General features: G+C 70.3%; 18 protein-coding genes. 13 read left to right on the top strand and 5 right to left on the bottom strand.

Going from position 1 to position 21,703, the window contains the following annotated elements; genetic code table 11:
* Positions 1–3: 3 nt before the first annotated feature.
* Together NBY65_RS16360 and NBY65_RS16355 are read right to left on the bottom strand one after the other, a co-directional pair.
* Positions 4–408: a VOC family protein gene (locus NBY65_RS16360; protein ID WP_150042133.1), complete on the bottom strand. Its 405-nt coding sequence runs from the start codon at positions 406–408 to the stop codon at positions 4–6.
* Positions 409–426: 18 nt separating this feature from the next.
* Positions 427–786, bottom strand: coding sequence for a winged helix-turn-helix transcriptional regulator (locus NBY65_RS16355; RefSeq protein WP_150042134.1), 360 nt, complete (start codon positions 784–786; stop codon positions 427–429).
* 87 nt (positions 787–873) lie between these two features.
* Between NBY65_RS16355 and NBY65_RS16350 the strand changes: the two genes are divergently transcribed.
* From NBY65_RS16350 to NBY65_RS16335, 4 genes are all read left to right on the top strand, one after another.
* A complete protein-coding gene (locus tag NBY65_RS16350; protein WP_338110423.1) occupies positions 874–1,737 on the top strand; it encodes an SDR family oxidoreductase in 864 nt (287 codons plus the stop codon).
* A 384-nt stretch (positions 1,738–2,121) separates the two neighbouring features.
* Positions 2,122–5,211 (top strand): PAS domain-containing protein, encoded by a 3,090-nt coding sequence (locus tag NBY65_RS16345; protein WP_150042135.1) that lies wholly within the window; start codon positions 2,122–2,124, stop codon positions 5,209–5,211.
* Positions 5,212–5,383: 172 nt separating this feature from the next.
* Positions 5,384–6,718 carry an NAD(P)/FAD-dependent oxidoreductase gene (locus NBY65_RS16340; RefSeq protein ID WP_150042136.1) on the top strand — a complete coding sequence of 445 codons (1,335 nt, stop codon included), beginning with the start codon at positions 5,384–5,386 and terminating at the stop codon, positions 6,716–6,718.
* A gap of 126 nt (positions 6,719–6,844) precedes the next feature.
* Positions 6,845–7,486: a glutathione S-transferase family protein gene (locus NBY65_RS16335; protein WP_150042137.1), complete on the top strand. Its 642-nt coding sequence runs from the start codon at positions 6,845–6,847 to the stop codon at positions 7,484–7,486.
* 93 nt (positions 7,487–7,579) lie between these two features.
* Here NBY65_RS16335 and NBY65_RS16330 read toward each other — a convergent pair whose 3' ends face one another.
* Positions 7,580–7,837 carry an acyl carrier protein gene (locus NBY65_RS16330; RefSeq protein ID WP_150042138.1) on the bottom strand — a complete coding sequence of 86 codons (258 nt, stop codon included), beginning with the start codon at positions 7,835–7,837 and terminating at the stop codon, positions 7,580–7,582.
* A gap of 152 nt (positions 7,838–7,989) precedes the next feature.
* On the opposite strand from NBY65_RS16330, the gene NBY65_RS16325 reads away from it, so the two are divergent.
* Positions 7,990–9,069: a YheC/YheD family protein gene (locus NBY65_RS16325; RefSeq protein ID WP_150042139.1), complete on the top strand. Its 1,080-nt coding sequence runs from the start codon at positions 7,990–7,992 to the stop codon at positions 9,067–9,069.
* Complete coding sequence (locus NBY65_RS16320) at positions 9,069–11,162, top strand: tetratricopeptide repeat protein (RefSeq protein ID WP_150042140.1); 2,094 nt, start codon at positions 9,069–9,071, stop codon at positions 11,160–11,162. Before NBY65_RS16325 ends, NBY65_RS16320 begins: the two co-directional genes overlap by 1 nt.
* Positions 11,163–11,171: 9 nt before the next feature.
* Here the strand turns inward: NBY65_RS16320 and NBY65_RS16315 are convergent, their stop codons facing one another.
* Positions 11,172–11,954 (bottom strand): SDR family NAD(P)-dependent oxidoreductase, encoded by a 783-nt coding sequence (locus NBY65_RS16315; protein WP_203330553.1) that lies wholly within the window; start codon positions 11,952–11,954, stop codon positions 11,172–11,174.
* A 62-nt stretch (positions 11,955–12,016) separates the two neighbouring features.
* Here NBY65_RS16315 and NBY65_RS16310 point away from each other — a divergent pair, with 62 nt between their 5' ends.
* The gene (locus NBY65_RS16310; RefSeq protein WP_150042141.1) at positions 12,017–12,313 is read left to right on the top strand and encodes a hypothetical protein; all 297 of its coding nucleotides are present in this window, start codon (positions 12,017–12,019) and stop codon (positions 12,311–12,313) included.
* Positions 12,314–12,507: 194 nt separating this feature from the next.
* On the opposite strand, the gene NBY65_RS16305 is transcribed toward NBY65_RS16310, so the two are convergent.
* On the bottom strand, positions 12,508–13,332 hold the full coding sequence (locus NBY65_RS16305; protein WP_150042142.1) for an SDR family NAD(P)-dependent oxidoreductase: 825 nt from the start codon (positions 13,330–13,332) through the stop codon (positions 12,508–12,510).
* Between the two features lie 106 nt (positions 13,333–13,438).
* On the opposite strand from NBY65_RS16305, the gene NBY65_RS16300 reads away from it, so the two are divergent.
* The 6 genes from NBY65_RS16300 to NBY65_RS16275 all read left to right on the top strand — a co-directional run bounded on the left by NBY65_RS16300 (position 13,439) and on the right by NBY65_RS16275 (position 21,675).
* On the top strand, positions 13,439–14,368 hold the full coding sequence (locus tag NBY65_RS16300) for a LysR family transcriptional regulator (protein ID WP_150042143.1): 930 nt from the start codon (positions 13,439–13,441) through the stop codon (positions 14,366–14,368).
* Positions 14,369–14,950: 582 nt separating this feature from the next.
* Positions 14,951–16,660 (top strand): circadian clock protein KaiC, encoded by a 1,710-nt coding sequence (gene kaiC, locus NBY65_RS16295; RefSeq protein WP_150042144.1) that lies wholly within the window; start codon positions 14,951–14,953, stop codon positions 16,658–16,660.
* Positions 16,657–17,016 (top strand): circadian clock KaiB family protein, encoded by a 360-nt coding sequence (locus NBY65_RS16290; protein ID WP_250265684.1) that lies wholly within the window; start codon positions 16,657–16,659, stop codon positions 17,014–17,016. Before kaiC ends, NBY65_RS16290 begins: the two co-directional genes overlap by 4 nt.
* Before the next feature lies 1 nt (position 17,017).
* On the top strand, positions 17,018–17,338 hold the full coding sequence (locus NBY65_RS16285; RefSeq protein WP_150042146.1) for a circadian clock KaiB family protein: 321 nt from the start codon (positions 17,018–17,020) through the stop codon (positions 17,336–17,338).
* Entirely contained in the window at positions 17,338–19,077 is a 1,740-nt protein-coding gene (locus NBY65_RS16280) for a hybrid sensor histidine kinase/response regulator (RefSeq protein WP_150042147.1), read from the top strand. Before NBY65_RS16285 ends, NBY65_RS16280 begins: the two co-directional genes overlap by 1 nt.
* 432 nt (positions 19,078–19,509) lie before the next feature.
* Positions 19,510–21,675, top strand: a complete 2,166-nt coding sequence (locus NBY65_RS16275; protein WP_150042148.1) for a hybrid sensor histidine kinase/response regulator — start codon at positions 19,510–19,512, stop codon at positions 21,673–21,675.
* The last annotated feature ends 28 nt before the right edge of the window (positions 21,676–21,703 follow it).

Here is a 21,703-nt window from a genome sequence, read left to right as displayed (position 1 = left end):
GTCTCAGGCCGACGGGTGTTGCCAGCTCTTGTAGACGAATTCGAGACTGTAGCCGTCCGGGTCGAGCACGTTGGCGGCATAGTAGCGGGGATCGTAATGCAGCCGCGGCCCCGGCGAGCCGTTGTCGGTCGCGCCGGCGGCGATCGCCGCGGCGTAGGCGGCATCGACCTCGGCGCGGGATCCGGCAACGAAGCCGACATGCGCGGCCCGGCCGTCGGCCTGTCCCTGGCGCAGCCAGAAGACCATGCGGCCCTTGCAGCCGAAGCCCTTGAGATCCGGGTGCCCCGGCGGGCCGTTGCGGCCATCGTAGTCGAGGCGGTCGGTGATCCCGAGAGGTGTCAGCGCCTGCCGGTAGAAGGCGACCGACCGGTCGATGTCGCTGACCGAGAGGAAGACGTGATCGAGCATGCCGGATTCCGTTTCGGCTCAGGTGGCGGGGTGTTCGCGCGCTTCCGCCCATTTGAGCAGCGCATCCAGGGCCGGGCACAGGGCCTGGCCCCAGTCGGTCAGGCAATACTCGACCTTCGGCGGCACCTGGTGATGGACGATGCGGCGCACGATGCCGTCGGCTTCCATCTGCCGCAACTGCTGGATCAGCATCTTCTGCGACACCGCCGGAATCGCTTTCTCCAGTTCGGAGAATCGCAGCACCTTGCCGCCGAACAGCCGGAACAAGATCACCAGCTTCCAGCGTCCTTCCAGGAATTTCAGCGCCTGTTCGACACGATCCGCCGCCGAGGGCTTACTTTCAGGTAAGTATCCAACTTTTTCGTGCGTTCTTGTCATTTCACCAGCCTATTTCCACTCTCCGTGGCATCGCAACCGGAGAGCGCCGCCCGCGCGGGCCGCCTTCTTCCAAACATCGGAAACATCATGTCGCTCCCGCTTCCAGCCCCCGCGGCAGACCATCCGCCGCGTGACCGGGTGATGCCGGTCCTTGGCCCCTTCCGCTGCGATCCGCAGGAATTCGCCGGACGGCGCGCGCTCGTCACCGGCGGCACCCAGGGCATCGGCGCGGCGATCCGGCGCCGCCTGCAGGCCGGCGGCGCGCGTGTGGCAACAGCCGCCCGCAGCCCGGTGCCGGACTGGCAGGGCGAAGCGCCGGAGCTGTTCATCCAGGCCGATCTCAGCACGGCCGAGGGCGCGGCCGCCGTCGCCGCCGCGGTGCGGGAACGGCTCGGCGGCCTGGACCTGCTGGTGCACGTGGTCGGCGGCTCCGCGGCGCCGGCCGGCGGCTTTGCCCGGCTCGACGACGAGATCTGGGGGCAGGAGCTGGCGCGGAACCTGTTTCCCGCCCTGCGCCTCGACCGCGCCTTCGTGCCGGGCATGATCGCGCAGGGAGCGGGCGTGGTGCTGCATGTCTCCTCCATCCAGCGCAGCCTGCCTTTGCACGACGCCACGCTGGCCTACGCCGCCGCCAAGGCGGCGCTGACGACGTACAGCAAGGGGCTGGCTCAGGAGGTCGGGCGGCACGGCGTGCGGGTCAACGCGATCGCGCCCGGCTTCATCGAGACGGCGGCGGCGGCGCGGCTGATCGGGCGGCTGGCGGGACAACAGGGCGTGACCGAAGACGCGGCACGGCAAGGATTGATGCAATCGCTTGGAGGCATTCCGATCGGCCGCCCCGGCACGCCGGAGGAGGTCGCGGAACTCGCCGCCTTCCTGGCGTCGGATCGGGCGGCCTCGATCCACGGCGCCGAATTCCGCATCGACGGCGGCACCGTGCCGACGGTCTGACGAGGCCGGCAGCGGTTTAGAAACCCATGCGGACACATAATCCCGTCTGAATTGAATACCTTACCTGGATACCACCACGCAAACGAGGTCACGCGCCTATGATGTTGTGATCAATAGATCTTGCGACGGTCTTCCCCCGGGGCGGCGCTCGTTTTTGACGGAGCTGTCACGCTCGCCGCCCCGGCGCGCACGGATGCTCCCCAGGTCGCTGGTGACGCCCGGAGTACCCAGGAGATGCCCGTCGCGCCGTCCGATCCGTCAGAGCAAGCCATCTGCCCTCCCGCCGCCTGCACGCCCTGGTGGCGGCCCGGGTCCGGTGCCGTCCGGCGCCCGGGCCGGGGGAGATGGGCTGTCCGGCTGCGCCGGCTTGCCCGGACCGGTATCGTGCTGCCCGGGGCCGCCGCGCTGCTGCTGGGCCTCGGCACGCTGCTCGCCCTGCGCCTGCAGCTCCACGCGGGCAGCGAGGCGCTGGCGACGATCGGCGAGGCCGGGGACCCGGCCCTGGCGCAGGTGCTCCGCGACGCGACACGGGCCCATGGCCAGGCAACGCAGCTGGCGGGCCTGGCGGGGCTGGGCAGCCTTGGCCTGATGCTGCTGGCCCTGCTGGCGACGGATCGGTCGGCACGGGCGCATCGCCGGGCCATGGCGGCCCTGGCCGGCAACGAGAGCCGCCTGCGGCTGGCGACCGAGGCCGCGGAGCTCGGCACCTGGGAGCTGGATCTCATCGCCGGGCACGGCACCCGCTCGCCCGCCTCGGTGGCACTGCTCGGCGGCGCCCCGGCGCGGTTCACCGCGGCGGGCTGGGCCGAAGCCATCGATCCGCGCGACCGCCCGGACGCCGCCGCGACCTGGGCGCGCGCCCTCGCCGACGGCCTGCCCTTCGAGATGACGTTCCGTCCCGCCGCCCATGCCGCCGGCACGGAGGAACGCTGGCTGGTCGCCCGCGGCCGGATCGTGCAAGACGCCGCCGGGCAGCCGGTCCGGGCCGCGGGCATCCTGCTCGACGCAACGGCGCGCGGGCGGGCCGAGGCGGCGTTGCGCGACAGCGAGGCGACGCTGACCGCCGTGCTGGAATCGCTGCCGATCGGCGTCAACATCGCCGACGCGCGCGGACGGATCATCCGCAACAACGCCGCCGAGCGCGAGCTGTGGGGCTCTCCGCCGGAAACGCCGGGCTGGGAACATTACGCGGAGTGGGTGGGCTTCTGGCCGGAGACGGGCGCGCGCATCCAGGCGCATGAATGGGCGATGGCGCGGGCGCTGCTGCACGGCGAGGTGGTGCGCGGCGAACTGGTGGAATGCCGGCGCTTCGGCACCGGGGAGCCCCGCATCTTCCTCAACAACGCCGCGCCGATCCGCGACGCGGCGGGCGCCATCGTCGGCGCGGTGACCGCCGAGTTCGATATCACCGACCGCCGCCGTGCCGCGGCGGCGCTGGCCGCGAGCGAGGCGCAGCTGCGCACCATCGTCGAGACGGTGCCGGTCGGGCTGGTGATGGCCGAGTTCCCCTCCGGCCGCATCGTCGGCGGCAACGCCTATGTCGAGACGCTGCTGCGCCATCCGGTGCGGCGCTCCCCCGACATCGACGGCTATGACGAGTGGGTCGCCTTCCACGCCGATGGCAGCCGGGTGGACGGGCACGAATACCCGCTCGCCCGCATGGCGCTGCACGGCGAGGAAAATCCGTCGATCGAGGTGCAGTACCAGCGCGGCGACGGCACCCGCGCCTGGACGCGCATCATGGGCCGGCCGGTGCGCGACGAGACCGGCCGGATCACCGGCGGCGTGGTGGCGCTGGTGGACGTGGACGGGGAACGGCGCGCCCGCGAAGCGTTGACCGAGAGCGAGGCGCAGCTGCGCCTGGCGCTGGAGGCGGGGCGCATGGGGCTGTGGACCTGGGACCTCGCCGAGGACCGCCTGCAATGGGACGCGCGGCAATTCGAGCTGTTCGGGATCGACCCGAAGGACGGCGAGCCCACCGGCACGGCGGCGCTGGCGCGGGTGCATCCCGAAGACCGGCCTGGGCTACGGGCGGCGATCGAGGCCACCCTCGCGCCCGGAGCCACGGTGTCGAACCACGAATTCCGCATCGTCCTGCCGGGCGGCGGGGTGCGCTGGCTGGCCTCGCACTGGCACGTCACCGCCGCCCCGGATGGACGCGGCGTCCGCCTGGTCGGGCTCAATTTCGATGTCACCGAGCGGCGCGAGGCGGCGGAGGTGCTGGCGCGCGAGGCGGCGCAACTGGAACAGCTCGCCGAGCAGCGCGCACAGGCGCTGGCCGAGAGCGAGCTGCGCCTGGCCGAGGCGGCGCGGATGGAGGCGCTGGGGCGGCTGGCCGGCGGCATCGCGCACGACTTCAACAACGTCCTGCAGGCGGTGCAGGGACGGTTGCTGCTGGCGGAGCGGCGGCTCGGCCGCGACATCGACGCGGTCCGCCAGCATCTCGACCGCGCGGTCGAGGCGACGGCGCGCGGCACCGCGGTGACCGGACGCCTGCTCGCCTTCGCCCGCCGCGACGTGCTGCGCGCCGAGGCGATCGCGCCGGCGCCGCTGCTGGAGGGCCTGGCCGAGATGCTCCGCCCGACCCTGGGCGCCGACATCACGCTGCGCGTCGAGGCGGAGCCGGCGCTGCCGACGCTGCTGGCCGATCGCGGGCAACTGGAGGCGGTGCTGGTCAACCTGGCCAACAATGCCCGTGACGCCATGGCGAACGGCGGCACGCTGGTGCTGCGCGCCGAGGCGCTGCCTGCCCCCGGCCCGGACGCCCCGCCGGAGCTGGCGCCGGAGGCCTATCTGCGGCTTGCGGTCGCGGACGATGGCGAAGGCATGCCGCCGGACGTGCTGGCGCGGGTGGCCGAACCGTTCTTCACCACCAAGCCGAAAGGCAAGGGCACCGGGTTGGGCCTGGCCATGGCGCGTGGCTTCGCCGGGCAGTCCGGCGGGGCGCTGGTGATCGCCAGCGCCCCCGGGGTGGGCACCACCGTGTCACTGTGGCTGCCGCAATTCGCGGTGGCAGGCATGGCCGTCCCCCCGACCAGCGCGCCGGCGGAGGCCGGCGGCGCCACGGCGGAGACCCAGGCGACCGTGCTGGTGGTGGAGGACAACGCGGATATCCGCGAGATCCTGATGGCGGAACTGACCGAGCGGGGCTTCGTGGTGACGGAGACCGAGCACGCGGCCGCCGCGCTCGCGTTGCTTGACGGGGGGCTGCGGCCGGATGCGGTGGTGACCGACCTGACCATGCCGGGCGAGCTGGACGGGCTGGGGCTGGTGGAAGAGGCGCGCAGCCGCCTGCCGCGCCTGCCGGCGGTGCTGGTCACCGGACACGCGGGATCGGCGGCATCGCAACGGCTGGCGGCGGCCGAGCGCGGTGGCCCTTTCGCCATGGTGCGCAAGCCCGCTTCCCCCACCGTGCTGGCCGAGCGCCTGGATCGGGTGCTCGGCCAGGGCCGGCGCGGCCTGGTCGCGTCCTGACCCCTGCGCGCGCGGAATAAACCCCGCTTAATATTTCAATCATCGTAACAATATTTCTTTATCAATCTCGCGCAGGCGAGAAAACACCCTCAGAATTATTCGACTTATAGTTGTTTCTGGTGTATCTGCTTACGCGTAATGAGCCATCGGCGGGACAGGAGTTTTTAAGCGCATGACCGATTCCAGGTCTTCGGCCAGCGCGCCGCATCGCATCGTCGTCGTCGGGGGTGGCGCGGCCGGGCTCGAACTTGTCACGCGCCTCGGCGACACGCTCGGCCGCGACGGTCGTGCCGAGATCACGCTGGTCGATCGCTCGCGCACCCATCTCTGGAAGCCGCTGCTCCACTCGGTGGCCGCGGGCAGCCTGCGCCGGTCCCAGCATGAACTGAACTACCTCGCGCAGGCGCACTGGCACCGCTTCATCTATCGCTATGGCTGCGTGGCCGGCATCGACCGTGGCGCAAAGCTGCTGCAACTCGGCGCCATGCACGATGACGAGGGCCGCGAGATCACGCCGGCCACCGTGATTCCCTATGACACGCTGGTCATGGCGATCGGCAGCGTCACCAACGATTTCGGCATTCCCGGGGCGCGGCAATACGCCGTGCCGCTGGAAAGTCCCGAGCAGGCGACGCGTTTCAACCGCCGCCTGGTCAATGCCTGCCTGCGTGCCCACGCGCAGACGGACGCGATCTGGCCGGGGCAGTTGCACGTCGCCATCATCGGCGCCGGCGCCACCGGGACGGAACTCGCGGCCGAGCTGCACCGCACCGTGCGCGCGGTCATCGGCTATGGCCTCCATCGCATCAACCCGGCCCGCGACCTGCACATCGTCCTGATCGAAGCCGCCGACAGGATCCTGCCGGCACTCCCCGAGCGGATTTCCAGGGCGACCTCGGTCCTGCTCGCCGCGCTCGGCATCGAGGTGCGCACCAGCGCGCGGGTCGCCGAGGTGCGCGAGGACGGCGTGGCGCTGGCCACCGGCGAGTTCATCCCCTCCGAGCTGGTGGTCTGGTCGGCCGGGGTGAAGGCCCCCGAAGTGCTGGCCGATTTCGGCGGGCTCGAAGCCAATCGGCTGAATCAGTTGCTGGTGCTGCCGACTTTGCAGACCACGCGCGATCCCGACATCTTCGCGATCGGCGATTGCGCGTCGGTCGCGCGCGGCGAAGGCCGGGGCACGGTGCCGCCGCGCGCCCAGGCGGCCCACCAGATGGCCGCGCACATGCACCCGCAGATCCTGCGTCGCCTCGCCGGCCAGCCCTTGCGCCCGTTCCGCTACCATGACTATGGCTCGCTGGTCGCCCTCGGGCCGTACCGGACACTTGGCACGCTGATGAGCCGCGTGATCGGCCGCAGCCTGTTCGTCGAAGGCGTGTTCGCGCGGCTCATGCACATGTCGCTCTACAAACGCCACGAGGCCGCCCTGCACGGCAGTGCCGCGGTGTTCTGGCGGGCGGTGGTGTCGGCGATCCTGCAGAAGCTGACGCCTGGCGTGAAACTTCATTAGGCGCCCCCGGCAAGATCACCACCCCGCGCGAGGCATTCGGGCAATTCCGCTGGACAGGCCGGCCGGCGCATCGACGCCACCGCCGGGACGTGCGATGCTGACCTGTATAAACAGCGAAATGTTACAATGTCAGAGCATTATCAAAGCCAGGGTTCCACCGGTCTGATCCTCTACGGCATTCCCAAAAGCCGCACCTATCGCTGCATCTGGGCGGCGGAAGAAGCCGGCCTGCCTTACACGGTCGAGCCTGTGAGCTACGGCGCTGAGAGCAAGACGCCCGCCTTCCGCGCCATCAACCCGAACGGCAAGATTCCGGCCATGCGCGACGGCGCGCTGGTGCTGTTTGAATCGCTCGCCATCACCCTGCACATCGCCCGCCGCGCCGGGCCGCCCTTGATGCCCGAAGGCGACGACGCCGCACGGGTGCTGCAATGGACGCTCTGGGTGGCGACGGAAGTCGAGCACCATATCATCCGCTGGGCCGCCAACACCTTCTATCGCCCGCCAGCCGAGCGCGTGCCGGAGGAAGCCGCCGCCGCATCCGCCACGGTGCTCACGGCCCTGTCGGTGCTGGAAGGCCATCTCGCCGGGCGCGACTGGGTGGTCGGGGACGGCTTCTCGATCGCCGACCTGAACATCGCCAGTGTGCTCTATCCCTCCTACGCGCAGGGCTTCGGGCTGGGCAGCCTGTCGGTGACGGAAGCCTGGCTGCGGCGCTGCCTCGCGCGCCCCGCCGCGGTGCGGACCCTCGCCCTCCGCGAGGGCTGATCGCCGCGCCGCATCACGCGCGCCGCATCACGAAAGCAGATGCCGTGCGGGTCCGGATCCGTCGTCATGGCACCGACCCGCCGGCAGAAGCGTTCACTGCCCGCGTTCACCCCTGAACCGGAAAGACCTCAGCATGTCGAGAAGGCTGCCGAGACTCTGTCCATGACCGAGGAAGACTTCCGGATCGATCTCGATGGCGTGGGCTTTCTCGATGGCAAGGGACAGTTCCACGGCATCGAAGGAATCGAGGTCGAAGGCCGCCATCGGCATGTCGAGGTCGAGCGCTTCCACCGGCTCGCCGCAGAGCGTCGCCAGGTGCAGCAGCACCAGTCGGTCGATATCCGGTTGCATGTGGTCAGCCCCCGCTGCCTTTCAGCATCATCCCCCAGGCCGCCGGTGCCGGCGGCAGCCCTCGTTGCGAAGGCATTGGCATACTGATAACAAAGCAGAATGGCAGCTTCAATCACCAGCTCCGGGGGACACATCCGATCCGGGCCCGACGCGTGATCCCGGCGATCGGCTTTCTCGCCTACGGCCCGCCCGCCCAGGATCTCATGCCGGCCGGGCGCCTGCGCGCGCTGCTCGCCGAGGCGGCGCTGCAATCGGCGCAGCTTCGTTTTTTCGCTGCCACCGACTGCGATTCGCCGGGCCGGCGCATCAACGCCGCGATTTGGACCGCCGCCGGCTTCATCCGCGCGACCTGCCCCGTGCCGGATGTCGTCGTCGTGCTGAACAGGCCGCGCCGCCCGCGGGACCAGGGCATCGCCGGGTGGCTGGCGCGGCACTGCGGGATCATCGACGATCGCGGCCCCGACAAGCTTGAACTCGCCACCCTGCTCTCAGCCGGGTCCCTGGCGCGCCACGTCATCCCCTTCGCGCCGCTGCCGGCGGCGGACATGCGAGCGACGCTCGCGACCTGGATGGCACGCCGCGAGCCCTGCGTGGTCAAGCCGGCGAACGGCCAGCGCGGCAACAGCGTGTTCTTCCCGCAGCCGGGCAGCAATGGCGAGTGGACCCTGCACAAGGACAACGAGGCGCTGCGCCTGCCCGCGGCGGTGGACCTGATCCGCCGCCGCATCGCCGGACGCATCGCGCGGCGCCCCTTCCTGGTGCAACGCTACGTCACCTCCCGCGCCGCGGACGGGCGGGCCGCCGATCTGCGCGCGCATGTGCAACGCGGGGCCAATGGCGCCTGGGGCCTCACCCGCCTCTACGTGCGTCTTGGCGAGGCCGGGTTCCTGGTCAGCAACATCAGCCGTGGCGGCTACCAGGGCCAGGCGGAGCCGTTCCTGCGGCAGCGGCGCGTCCGTCCGGCGGCGGCGTTGCTGGCCGAGGCGGAAACCCTGGCGCTCGGCGTCGCCGAAGCGATCGAACGCCACCAGGGCGCGCCGCTTTCCGAACTCGGCGTCGACCTCGCCATCGACGAGGCCGACGCGCTATGGCTGATCGAGGCCAATGTGCATCCGCAGAGCAGCCTGCACGAGCATGACCGCGCCGTGCGGACCATCGCCTATGCGCGCCATCTCGCCGCGACGCCGGCCCGGCCCATGGCGGACACGGGCTGCCCCGTGATGGCGGGCTGATGCCGGCGCAGCAGGCCCGGGCGGCCGAACAACGCCAGGACTGGCTCCAGGCGTTGCACCACTGGACGGCGGCGCGCGAGTACGATCCGGCGGACCCGCAGCCCTGGCGTGGGGCGGCGATGGCGCTGCGCATGCTCGGCCGGCACGACGCGGCCGCGCACCTGCTCGAGCAGGGCCTCAGCCGGTTTCCCGACGAGGCCGGGCTGTGGCTGGAACGGGCCTGGCTCACCCAGGCCGGCGGCGACCGGGACAGGGCGGGACAGCTCTGGCAGGAGATCCGGCAGCGCTTCCCCGACCTGCCCGAAGGTCATGTCGGCAGCGCCACCGTGCTGCGCGTGCAGGGACAGGCGGACGCGGCGGAGCAGGTGCTCGCGGCGGCCGCCGGGCGTTTCCCCGGGGTTGCCGCCATCGCGATCGAAGCCGCCCGGGTGGCGCAGGCACGCACCGACTGGTCCCTGGCCGCCACCCGCTGGGCCGCGGTGCGGGCGGCATGGCCGGGGATCGGCGAAGCCTACCTGCAGGAAGCGCTGGCCCTGCAACAACTCGCCCGACCGCACGAGGCCGAACAGATCCTCGCCGTCGGCCGCCTGCATGCCGGCGGTGATTGCCGCCTTGCCGTCGCCCAGGCCCGGCTGCTGCTCGACCTGCATCGCTGGGAAGAGGCGCTGGGGATCGCCGCGGTGATCCGCCGGCACTGGCCGGAGCTGCCCGACGGCCACACCATCGCCGCCGCGGCGCTTGCCGGCTGCAACCGGATCGACGCGGCGGATGCCCTGCTGCGCCAGGGCGCCGCCCACCTGCCGGAGCAACCCGTCATCGCCCTGGCGCTGGCGCAGTTGCCGGTCGCCGACGTGCTGCACGACCGCAAAGACTGGCACGAGGCGGCATCCCGCCTGCGGGAGGTCACGCGCCGCTTCCCCCGCTTCCTGCCCGCGCGCCAGGCCCTGATCGGGGCGCTGCACCGGAGCGCCCGCCTCGACGAGGCGGAGGCAGCCGCCGCGCGGGCCATGGCGGCGTTTCCCGACGACACCGCCCTCGCCGCCCGCTGGGCCACACTGGCGCAGGAGCGCGGTGACAGCGGCGAGGCCATTCGCCGCTTCCAGGCGGCGCTGGCGCGTTTCCCCTCCGCGCTGGCCCTGGTCATCGGCCTGGCCGATGCGCTGTCGTGCCACGGGCGCCACGCCGAGGCCGAGACCGTGCTCGCCACCGCCCCGGCCGCCGACGGGCTTTCCGCGCGCCACGCGCTGACCTGGGCGATGCTGGCCACGCGGCGCGCCGACTGGACGGAAGCGGCCGCGCGCTGGGCCGCGGCCAGACGGCGCTTTCCGCAGGATTCGTGCATCACCGCCGGGCTGTTCCAGGCCCGGCTGGCCGCCGCCGAGGTCGGCACCACCCTGCCCGACCCGCCGGCGGAGGCCCGGCCCGCACGCGCCGCCGGCCCCGACACTGCCTCGCCGCAGGAGGTGCTGGCCCGGTTCGAAAGCCTCGGCGGCACGCCCTATGGCTGCGAGTTCGGGCTGGTGCAGCGCGCCGTGGGGCTAGAGCCGCTCGGCCTGCTGCGCTGGAGCGGATGCGCGCCGGAGCACCTCGCCGCCGCCCTGGAAGCGCGCTTCGAGGGCATCGGCGAGCCGGAGCAGACCGAGCTGATCCACCCTGCCTCGGACCATGAGGAATACCAGTTGCGGGACCGCCGCTTCGGGCTGCGCACGCACACCTTCATCACCCCCGCCGAGATCGAGGCCGGGCGGATGCTGGCCCGCGCCTGCCTGCGCCAGCAATTCCTGCGCCGCCGCCTGCTGCAGCAACTCGACGAGGGCAACCGGATCTTCGTCTACCGGCACGCCCGGCGCGCGCTGACCGCGGAGGAATTGCAGCGCCTGCACCGCGCCATCCGCGCCCATGGGGCGGGGACGCTGCTGGTCGTGCGCGCGGGCGGCGGGGAGCAGGTGGAGCAGCTTGCGCCGGGGCTGCTGGCCGGCACCATCAGCCGCTTCGCGATCTCCGCCGCCGGCGCGCATCTCGGGCCGGCGACCCCGCACTGGCTGGCGCTGTGCCGCAAGGCGCTGCGGAGGCTCCCCGGCGACGCGGCCTGATCCCTCGCCTCAGCCGATGCGCCAGCCGCCATTGATCGGGATGACCGCGCCGGTGACGAAGCCCGCCGCCTCCGAGGCGAGCCATAGCACCGCCGCGGCGATATCGTCCGGCGCGCCCGCCCGGCCCAGCGGCGTCTGCGCGAGGATGGCGGCGATGCGCTCCTCCGGCCAGGCACCGGTGAAGCCGGTCGCCGCGACGAAGCCCGGGGCGATGACATTGGCGGTGATGCCGCGTGGCGCCAGCTCGCGCGCCAGCGCATAGGTCAGCCCGTGCAGGCCGGATTTCGCCGCGGCATAGGCGAGCGAGCCGGGCCGGCTGCCGCCGGTCTGCGCCGCGATCGAACTGATGCTGATGATCCGCCCGCCCGGCGCGGCCAGCAGCGGTGCCACCGCATGCGCCATCAGGAAACTGCCGGTGAGATTGCCCGCGATCACCGCGTCCCACGCCGCATCCGCCTCCCCGGCCGGCGTGGCGAGACTGACGCCACGGACGAAACCGGCCGCATTGACCAGCAGGTCCACGCGGTCGAGCCCGTCCAGGGCGGCCTCCACCTCCGCGCGCCGCCCGACATCGGCCCGGCGCCAGGATGCCGCCGCGCCGAGCGACGCCGCTGCCTCGATCAATCGCGCCTCGGTCCGCCCGATCAGCACCACCCGGTAGCCGGCCCCGACCAGCGCCCGGGCGATGCCGAGCCCGATGCCGCTGGAACCGCCGGTGACGATGGCCTGCTTCCACTCGCCCGCCATTGCGAACACCTCCCGCACCACACCGCCGCGCGGAGTTGACGTCACGCCACCGCGCAGACTGCCACTGCATCCTCTATCATGACGGCGCCCCGGACCAGGAGGTGCAGATGACGAGACGCCGGATCCGGCCGACCGCACTGGCCGCGATCGTCATGGCGCTGGGCTGCCTCGGCGGGATGGCAGCCCAGGCCCAGACACCGCTGACCGCCTCGGCGACACCCGGGACGCTGACCGTTCGGCCCGGCGAACCCGCAGGCGCACCGATCTTCCACCTGTTCGGCCTGCCGGTGCGCGTGACGGCACCGGTTGAGCCGGCCTATGTCGGGTCCGCCTACCGCACCTTCGCCGGCCAGGCGGCCCGCAGCGGTGAGGCCTTGCTGGCGCAAGGCATCGAGGAAAGGTGAAGGCAAGGGCTTCGCCCTTGACCCACGTCGTGCGCAGGCACGCCTTCGCGTGACGGGCCACAAGGCCCTTGGATCCCATTCGCGCTGCGCGGCGGGTTCCAAGGGCTTTGCCCTTGGTGGAGGTCCAGGAGGCGAAGCCTCGTCGTGCGCAGCGCGCTTTCGCGCGACGTGGGGTTTGGGGCAACGCCCCAAGATCAGGCCGGGTAGTCCGTCCCGAGGGTCACCTCCCGCCACGCCTCGATCTCCGCCGCCATCGTCTCCTGCTTCACGCGGAAGCGACGCAGCGCGTCGCTGCCCAGCAGCAGGTGCAGCGGCGGATCCTCGGCCCGCGCCAGGGCCAGGATCGCCTGCGCCGCCTGATCCGGATCACCGGCCTGGCGCCCGGCCATCGCCGTGAAATGCGCGTCGCTGCGCCCGACGCTGTCGGCATAGGCCGCGTCCGCCGCGCTGTGCCGGATCGAGTGCGCCGAGAGGAAATCGGTGCGGAACGCCCCCGGCGCCACCGCCGTCACCTTGATGCCGAGCGGCCCCACTTCCAGCGCGAGGCTCGCCGACAGCCCCTCCAGCGCGTATTTCGCCGCGGCGTACAGCCCGGAGCCGACGCCCGGCGCCCGTCCCGCGATCGAGGTGATGTTGATGATATGCCCCGAGCCCTGCGCCCGCAGCCGCGGCAGGGCGGCGCGGATGATGCGGAACGGGGCGAAGACATCGACCTCGAACAGTCGCGCCAGTTCCGCGTCGGTGGCCGGCTCGATGGCGCCAAGCAGGCCGTAGCCGGCGTTGTTGACGATGACGTCGATCCGCCCGCCCGCCAGCGCGAAGGCGCGCTCCACCGCCGCCGGCACCGCCGGCGCGTCCAGCATGTCGAGGGTGAGGACCTGCAGCCGCTCCGCGCCGGTTGTTATCTCGGGCCGGCCCGCGCGGACCGTGCCGATCACGCTGTCGCCCTGCGCCAGCACCGCCCGCGCCAAAGCGAGCCCCAGCCCGCGCGAGATCCCGGTGATGAACCATGTCGTCATGTGCGGTCTCCTTTCGTGCCGGAGATGCGCCTGTTACCCCTGCTTCATTAGGGCGGCATTTCTCACAGGGCTTGTAAGCCAGACTGAAAAGTGCTGAGGGCGCGGCATGGACCCGTTATTGCCCGCGAGCGACTACAACCAGTTGCGCGCCTTCGTGGCGGTGGCCGAGCTGCGCAGCTTCAGCCGCGCGGCGGAGTTGCTCGGCGTTTCTCCGTCCGCGCTGAGCCAGACCGTGCGCGGCTTCGAGGAACGGGTGGGGGTGCAGTTGCTGCACCGGACCACGCGCAACGTCGCGCTGACGCAAGCGGGGGAGACGCTGCTGCGGCGGGTACGGCCGGCGGTGTCGGAGCTCGGCGAGGCGATCGGGCAACTGCGCCACAGCCGCGAGCGTCCGGCCGGGACGGTGCGCGTGCACGCCTTCCGCTCGGCGGCCGAGCGGTACATCCTGCCGATCCTGCCCGGCTTCACTGCCGCCTGCCCGGATGTGGTGCTCGACATCACCCTCGACGACACCGTGGTCGACGTGGTGGCCGGCGGCTTCGACGCCGCCATCCGCATCGGCGAGGTGATCGAGCGCGACATGATCGCGGTGCGGCTCGGCCCGGAGCTGCGCCATGTCGCGGTTGCCACCCCCGGCTATCTTGCGGCGCACGGATGTCCCGCGCATCCGCGCGAGCTGGTGCAGCACCGCTGCATCCGCTGGCGCTGGCCCGGCCATGCGGCCCCCTATGCCTGGGAATTCCATGAGGACGGCACCTGGTTCGAAGTCGCCGTGGACGGCCCGCTGATCGTCAACGACAAGGACCTCGCGTTGCGGGCGACGCGGCAGGGCATCGGCATCGGCTTCCCGGTCGAGGAGACGGTGCGCGCCGACATCGCCGCCGGCCGGCTGGTGCCGTTGCTGGAACGCTGGTCCGCCCCCTTCCCCGGCCTGTTCCTCTGCTATCCGCGGCAGCGCCAGATGGCGCCGGCGTTGCGGGCCTTCATCGATGCGGTGCGGCGCCCCGAGGCGCTGCCCGGGCCTTCGCCCGTCTGATCGACACGCCGCAAGGGGCGCAGCCGGACGTAGGCATGCCCTGGCCAGGACAGCGGGCAGAACATTGCCGGCCCGCAGGCACAGGGGCCAATTGCGCCCCTACCCAATCTGTTATTTGGTTATTATAAAAATATCCAAATTCGTACCTAATATCTTTGGCACCCACTGAGCCGCACATTGGCAATTAATAAATTGATTTGTAAATATTTAGGCCATCAAGTAATCTTCTTAAAGAACTAATCTAGCTTTTAATTTATTAACATATCATCAACCTGTTGCCTGCACTCCCCATGGCGTCCAGGTTTTATAATGCACACCCCTTGATATTTTAGATTGGCACAACAGGATGGAAACAGCGATCACCACAGGACTGGCTTCGCGCCTTCTTGTCACGCTCCGCCCGCAGGCCTGTCAGAGCGGACGGACCATGACCACCAGGCCGGCCCGGATCCTGCGCGCGGGCAGCCGCGGCCTCAGCGACAGGGCGGTCCCTTCCGGCAACCGGCCCGGACCAGCCACCGGGGCCAGGCGCGGGTGGGGGAAGCCGTGACGATGGTCATGACCGAGGCAGGGACCGGTCCCATGAACGAGCGTAACCTGGAACAATTCATCCCGGCCGTCACGAAGGCCGGCCTTGCCAAGACGCCGACCGGCATCAGGGGCTTCGATGAACTCACCTTCGGCGGCCTGCCGACGGGCCGGCCGTCGCTGGTATGCGGACGCGCGGGATCGGGCAAGACCCTGTTCGCCATGACCTTCCTGGTCAACGGCGTGACCATGTTCAACGAACCCGGCGTGTTCATGAGCTTCGAGGAAACCAGCGCGGACCTCGCCAAGAACGTGACCTCGCTCGGCGTCGATATCCCCGCCCTCATCAGCAGCGGCAAGCTGGTCATGGATCACGTTGTGCTGGAGCGCAGCGAGATCGAGGAAAACGGCGATTACGACCTGGAAGGCCTGTTCGTCCGGCTTGGCTACGCCATCCGCTCCGTCGACGCGCGCCGGGTGGTCCTGGACACGATCGAGACGCTGTTCGCCGGGCTGGGAAACACCGCCATCCTGCGATCGGAACTGCGGCGCCTGTTCGCCTGGCTGAAGGAGCAGGGCGTCACCGCGGTGATCACCGCCGAGCAGGGAAAGGGCGAGCTGACCCGCCACGGGCTCGAGGAATATGTCTCGGACTGCGTCATCCTGCTCGACAACCGGGTCAGCAACCAGGTCACCACCCGCCGCCTGCGCGTCGTGAAATACCGCGGCTCGGCGCACGGCGCGGACGAGTATCCGTTCCTGATCGACGCCAACGGCATCCAGGTGCTGCCGGTCACCTCGGCGATGCTGGATCACCCGGCATCGGAGCAGAAGGTGCCAAGTGGGGTGGCGGGCCTGGACGCGATGCTCGGCGGAGGCTTCTTCCGCGGCTCGAGCGTGCTGGTGTCCGGCGCGGCCGGAACCGGCAAGACCAGCCTGGCGGCCCACTTCGTCGATGCGGCGTGTCGCCGCGGCGAGCACTGCATCTATTTCGCCTACGAGGAAGCGCCCCGGCAGATCCTGCGCAACATGCGCGCGATCGGTATCGACCTCGTCCCATGGCTGGAGAACGGCCTGCTGCTCCTGGAAGCGGCGCGCCCCACCCTGTACGGCCTGGAGATGCACCTCGTGCGCATCCAGTGCGATATCGAGCGCATCCGGCCGGATGTGGTGGTGCTCGACCCGACCTCCAGCCTGCGCGGCGACCCGGCCGACCTGCACGCGATGCTGCTGCGGCTGATCGACATGCTGAAGGCGCAAGGAATCACGACCCTGATGACCAACCTGGTGACCGACGAGACCGAGGCGAACAACACCAGGCAGTGCATCTCCTCGTTGATCGACACCTGGCTGTCGCTGAGCAACATTCCCAACAACGGCGAACGCAACCGCGCCCTCTATGTGCTGAAGGCGCGGGGCATGAAGAACTCCAACCAGATCCGCGAGTTCCTGCTGACCGACCAGGGCATCCATCTGGTGGCCCCCTATCTCGGCCCGGCCGGCGTGCTGACCGGATCGGCCCGGCTGGCGCAGGAGGCGGTGGAGCGGAACGCGGCACGTCAGCATGACCAGGAGCTGGACCGCCGGCGCCGCGGAATCGCCCGACGCCGCACCGCCCTCGAACGCCAGATCGCCGATCTGCAACTGGAAATTGAAGAATTAAAAGAAAATCTTGTCCGCATGGATAAACAGGAAGTCACACGCGGGCAGGACCTGGCGACCGACCGGGTGGCGATGGCCAACCAGCGAGGGGACAGACCATGAGCGACACCGGACCGCATCGCCCTCCGGCGCCTGGGACTGACAACGCTCAAACGGCCGGGATGGCTGGCGATGACGACACGATCACCATCCTGCGGCTCTATGTCGCCGGCCAGACCAGGCGCTCGGTCATGGCGCTGGCCAACCTGAAGGCGGTGTGCGAGCAGCATCTGGGCAGCCACTATCGCATCGAGGTGATCGACCTGCTGGAGCACCCCCAACTCGCCGCCGGCGACCAGATCGTCGCCGTGCCGACACTGGTGCGTCGCCTGCCGCCGCCGATCAAGCAACTGATCGGCAACCTTGCCAACACCGAACGCCTTCTCGTCGGCCTGGACCTGCGTCCGGGGACGATGTGAGATGGCAAGCGCCATCCCACCCGATCCGGCCTCGTCACGCTATGTCCTGCGCCTCTATGTGAGCGGGCGGGCCGCACGCTCGGCCCGCGCCATCGTCAACATACGGCACATCTGCGAGACCCACCTGAAGAACCAGTACGAGCTGGAGGTCATCGACATCTACCAGGACCCGCAGGGACTCAGGGAAAATCAGGTCGTGGCGGTGCCGACGCTGATCAGGCTGTTGCCCGAGCCGCTGCGCCGGATGATCGGCGACCTTTCGGACAGCGATCGCGTGCTGGCCGGGCTGGAGATCATCCCGAATCCGGAATCACCCGATTGATGGACCGGACAGGAGAGTTCATGGCGGAGCGCGGCAACGGTGCCACCGGCGATCCCCCCGACGCCGTCGCCACCCTGCAGCGGCGGCTCGACGAGGTCGAGGCGGAGCTTGGCAAGGCGCGGGAAACCATCGCGGCAATCCGCTCGGGCGACGTGGACGCCATCATCGTCGAGGCGACGGGCGCCCCCAGGATCTACACGCTGGAGACCGAGGACCGCCCCTATCGCCAGCTGATCGAGCAGATCGGCGAGGGCACGGTGACGCTGACGCAAGAAGGCATCGTTCTCTATGCCAACACCCGCATGGCCGCGCTGCTGCGGCTGCCGCTGGAGAAGGTCATCGGCAGCAACCTGCATGCCATGATCGCCACCGATGACCAGGACAGGCTCGCGCAACTGCTGCAACAGGACGGCGGGCGCGTGGAACTGCGATTGCAGCCGGCCGAGGGAAGCACCGTTCCCGTCCACCTCTCCCTCACCGGGTTCAGTGACGGCGGCACGCACATGCTGTGCGGGATCCTGACCGACCTGACGGAGCAAAAGCGCACCGAAGCCGCCCTGCGCGAGGCCGATGCGCGCCTCCTCAACGAGATCGTCGAGCGCGAACGCGCCGAGGCGCTGTTCCACCAGGCCCAGAAGGTCCAGGCGCTCGGGCAACTGGCCGCCGGCATCGCGCATGACTTCAACAACATCCTGCAGGCCGTCTCCGGGGCCGCGACCCTGATCGAGTCGAATCCGGACAATCACAACCGGACCCTCCGCTTCGCCCGCATGGCCCTCGACGCCGCCACGCGGGGCAGTTCGATCACCCAGCGCCTGTTGTCCTTCGCCCGCCGCGGCGAATTGCACGCCGAAGCGATCGCCACCGCCGAGCTGCTCCACAGCATGCGCGAAATCCTCGGGCACACGCTTGGCAGCCATATCCTGGTCCGCACCAGGGTGTCGCCCGACGTGCCCCCCCTGCTGGCGGACCGTGGCCAGCTCGAGACGGCGCTGGTCAACCTTGGCACCAATGCCCGCGACGCCATGGAGACCGGCGGCACGCTGACCCTCTCGGCGGCGGTGGAACAGGTCAGCGAGGGCAGCGCCCATCCCAACGGGCTTGCACCGGGGGCCTATGTGCGGATCAGCGTCACCGACACGGGCACCGGCATGGACGCGGCCACGCTCTCGCACGTGGCCGAGCCGTTCTTCACCACCAAGCCGGTCGACCGGGGCACTGGCCTGGGGCTGCCCATGGTGAAGGGATTCGCCGAGCAATCCGGCGGCGGCATGGCGATCACCAGCACGCCCGGCACCGGGACCACGGTGACCCTGTGGCTCCGCCAGGCCGACCGCGGGCCATCCGATGCCGCCCCCCCGCAGCCGGTCGCGTCCCGGACCCGGATCCTGCTGGTGGACGACGACGATCTGGTCCGCGAAACCCTGGCCGCGCAGCTCGAGGATTTGGGCTTCATGACCCTGGTCGCGGGCAACGGCATGGAGGCACTGGCGCTGCTGCGGGGAGAGAAGGCCGTGGACGCGATGGTCTGCGACCTGTCGATGCCGGACATGAACGGTGTCGCGACCATCCAGCAGGCACGCGCGCTGCGGCCCACCCTGCCCTGCTTCCTGCTGACCGGCTATCCCGGCGAACGCGCCACGCTTGCCGCCGCGGACAATTTCACCCTCGTTCGCAAGCCCGTGCCGATCCAGGCACTGGCCGCGCAGGTCGCGGCCGCCACCGCGCCGCGGCATTAGAGCGGACAGACGGCGGGCGGCATTTCCTTTCCTGGCGTACCGTCACGCCACCAGAGCACCTTCAGGTTGCTGCCAGTCGCTGGCACGCTCCGGATCTCTGGTGTCGCGGGCCCCTTTTCCAATCACCTCCATCGCCTTTCCCCGGCGCGATGATCATGACTTCGTTTCTTACCGGAATGTGAAGCTCATCGGAGCCGCGTGCCGCTTGCCGCACCCCGGGGCAAACGAAAGTACTTGCGCATCCGGCCAGTCACACGGCGCGTGCTGGGACCGTCCGGCAAACGTGACACGTTCCCGCCATGGGTCAAAGGGGCGTTTCAGTTCGGTAGCAGCCTCTCCCGTCGTGTCCTGACCGACCATTCCGGCGGGATTTCACGTATCGGCAGGCATCGGCCACGCACACGTCGCGCGCACCGGGATGATGCAGATCGTATGCCGATGAAAAGCCATGTCTCCCTGTATCGGTGGTTCCGGGACATCCCGATCGCCCGCAAGCTCTATTTCACCGTGGGCATCATGGCCCTGCTGATCGGCATCGAGCTGTTCGTGCTGCTGTTCTCGCTGAGCACGCTGTCGTCCCTGCGCGCCTATGTCGGCGGCGAGGGCCTGTGGTCCAAGGCGCAGAAGGATGCCGTCTTCCACCTGCACAAATACGGCACCTCGCGCACCGAGGAGGATTACCGGCTGTTCGAGCGGTTCATGCGGGTGCCACTGGGCGATGCCGCGGCCCGCCAGGAACTGCTCTCGTCCAGGCCGGACATGGCGGCGGCGCGGGCGGGCTTCCTGGAGGGGCGGAACCATCCCGACGACATCGACGGGATGATCGACCTGTTCACCAGGTTCAGCAACGTGTCCTACATCGAGCAGGCGATCCGGGTCTGGGGGGACGCCCAGAGCATCGCCCTGCAACTGCCGCCGCTGGCGCGGGAGCTGCACCAGGAGATCAATTCCGTCCACCCGTCCCAGGACCGGATCAACGCCACCCTCGCCGCCATCTACGACATCAATCGGAACCTCACGCAGTTCGAGGACGCGTTCTCCTTCACCCTCGGCGAAGGTTCCCTCTGGCTGGAGCGGCTGCTGCGCCGCCTGCTGCTGCTGACCGCGCTGACCGTCGAGGCCACCGGCCTGTTGCTGGCCGTCTCCGTCAGCCGCGGCATCCAGCGGGGCCTCGGCGACATCCTCACCGCCGCGCGGCAAGTCTCCGCCGGCGAGCTGAACGCCCGCGCCACCGTGCGCTCCCACGACGAGATCGGCACGCTGGCCCGCTCGTTCAACGCCATGGCGCAGCACCTGCAGGCGCGCGTGAAGGATCTCGCCCGGCTGAACCAGGAGCTGGAACGCGAGGTCGGCGACCGGCAGCGCGCCGAGGCGGAACTGCAGGAGGCCTTCGCGCAGCTCGAGACCACGATCGGGGAGCTGAAGCGCCAGATCGCCGAGCGCCTGCGCACCGAGGAGATGCTGCGCCAGTCGGAAAAGATGAAGGCGCTGGGCCAGCTTTCCGGTGGCATCGCGCACGACTTCAACAACCTGCTCGGCGTCATCGTCGGCTGCGCGGAAATGCTGGCGGACACGATGCAGGACCAGCCCGAACAGGAGGGGCTGGCGCGGGAGATCATCGGCACCGCGCTGCGCGGATCGGTGCTGACGCGCCGCCTGCTCGCGGTGTCGCGCAACCAGCCGCTGCGGCCGCAGCGCGTCGACCTGGGCGCCCTGCTGCAGGACCATGTGGAGCTGTTGCGCCGGACGCTCGGCGAGGCGATCCGCATCGAGGCGCGCCAGGCAGGCGATCTGTGGTTCACCAGTGCCGATCCCTCGCAGATCGGCGACGCCCTGCTCAACCTCGCGCTCAATGCCCGCGACGCGATGCCGCAGGGCGGCCGGCTGGGCATCGAGGTCGTCAACGCGCATCTGGACGCCAGGCGGGCGGCGGCCTTCGAAGTCACCGAAGGCGACTACGTGATGCTGGCGCTGGCCGATACCGGCACCGGCATGCCGAAGGAGGTGATGCGGCGCGCCATCGAGCCGTTCTTCACCACCAAGCCGCCCTCGGCCGGGTCCGGGCTCGGCCTCAGCATGGTCTACGGCTTCGCCAAGCAGTCGGGCGGGCATCTCGACCTCGACAGCGTCGTCGGCGCCGGCACCACGGTCCGGCTGTACTTGCCGCGCGCCCCGGAAGAGGCGGTGGCGCAGGCCGCGGCGCCCCCCGTGGCGGCCCCCGATCCCCGCGGCAGCGAGACCATCCTGCTGGTCGACGACAACCAGACCCTGATGGAGGTGGTGCGCCGCCAGCTCGCCGCCCTGGGCTACCGCGTGCTCACCGCGGCGAGCGGGCCGGCGGCGCTGGCCATCCTGCGCGCCGGCGAGGCGGTCGACCTGTTGTTCACCGACATCGTCCTGCCCGATGGCATGAGCGGCACCAGGCTGGCACGCACGGCACGGCGGCTGCGGCCCGGGTTGAAGATCCTGTTCACCACCGGCCATGCCTCGGGCCTGCCACGGCAGGAGCGGCAGAACCTGCTGCGCAAGCCCTATGACCGGCGCGACCTGGCCCGGGCGGTGCGGGCCGCCCTGGACGAGGTGACGCTCACCCGGTGAGCCGCTCAAACAAAGTCACATATTTCAT

The organism is Rhodovastum atsumiense (genome assembly GCF_937425535.1).
GTDB lineage: Bacteria > Pseudomonadota > Alphaproteobacteria > Acetobacterales > Acetobacteraceae > Rhodovastum > Rhodovastum atsumiense.
This window is presented reverse-complemented; position numbering and strand designations above follow the sequence as displayed.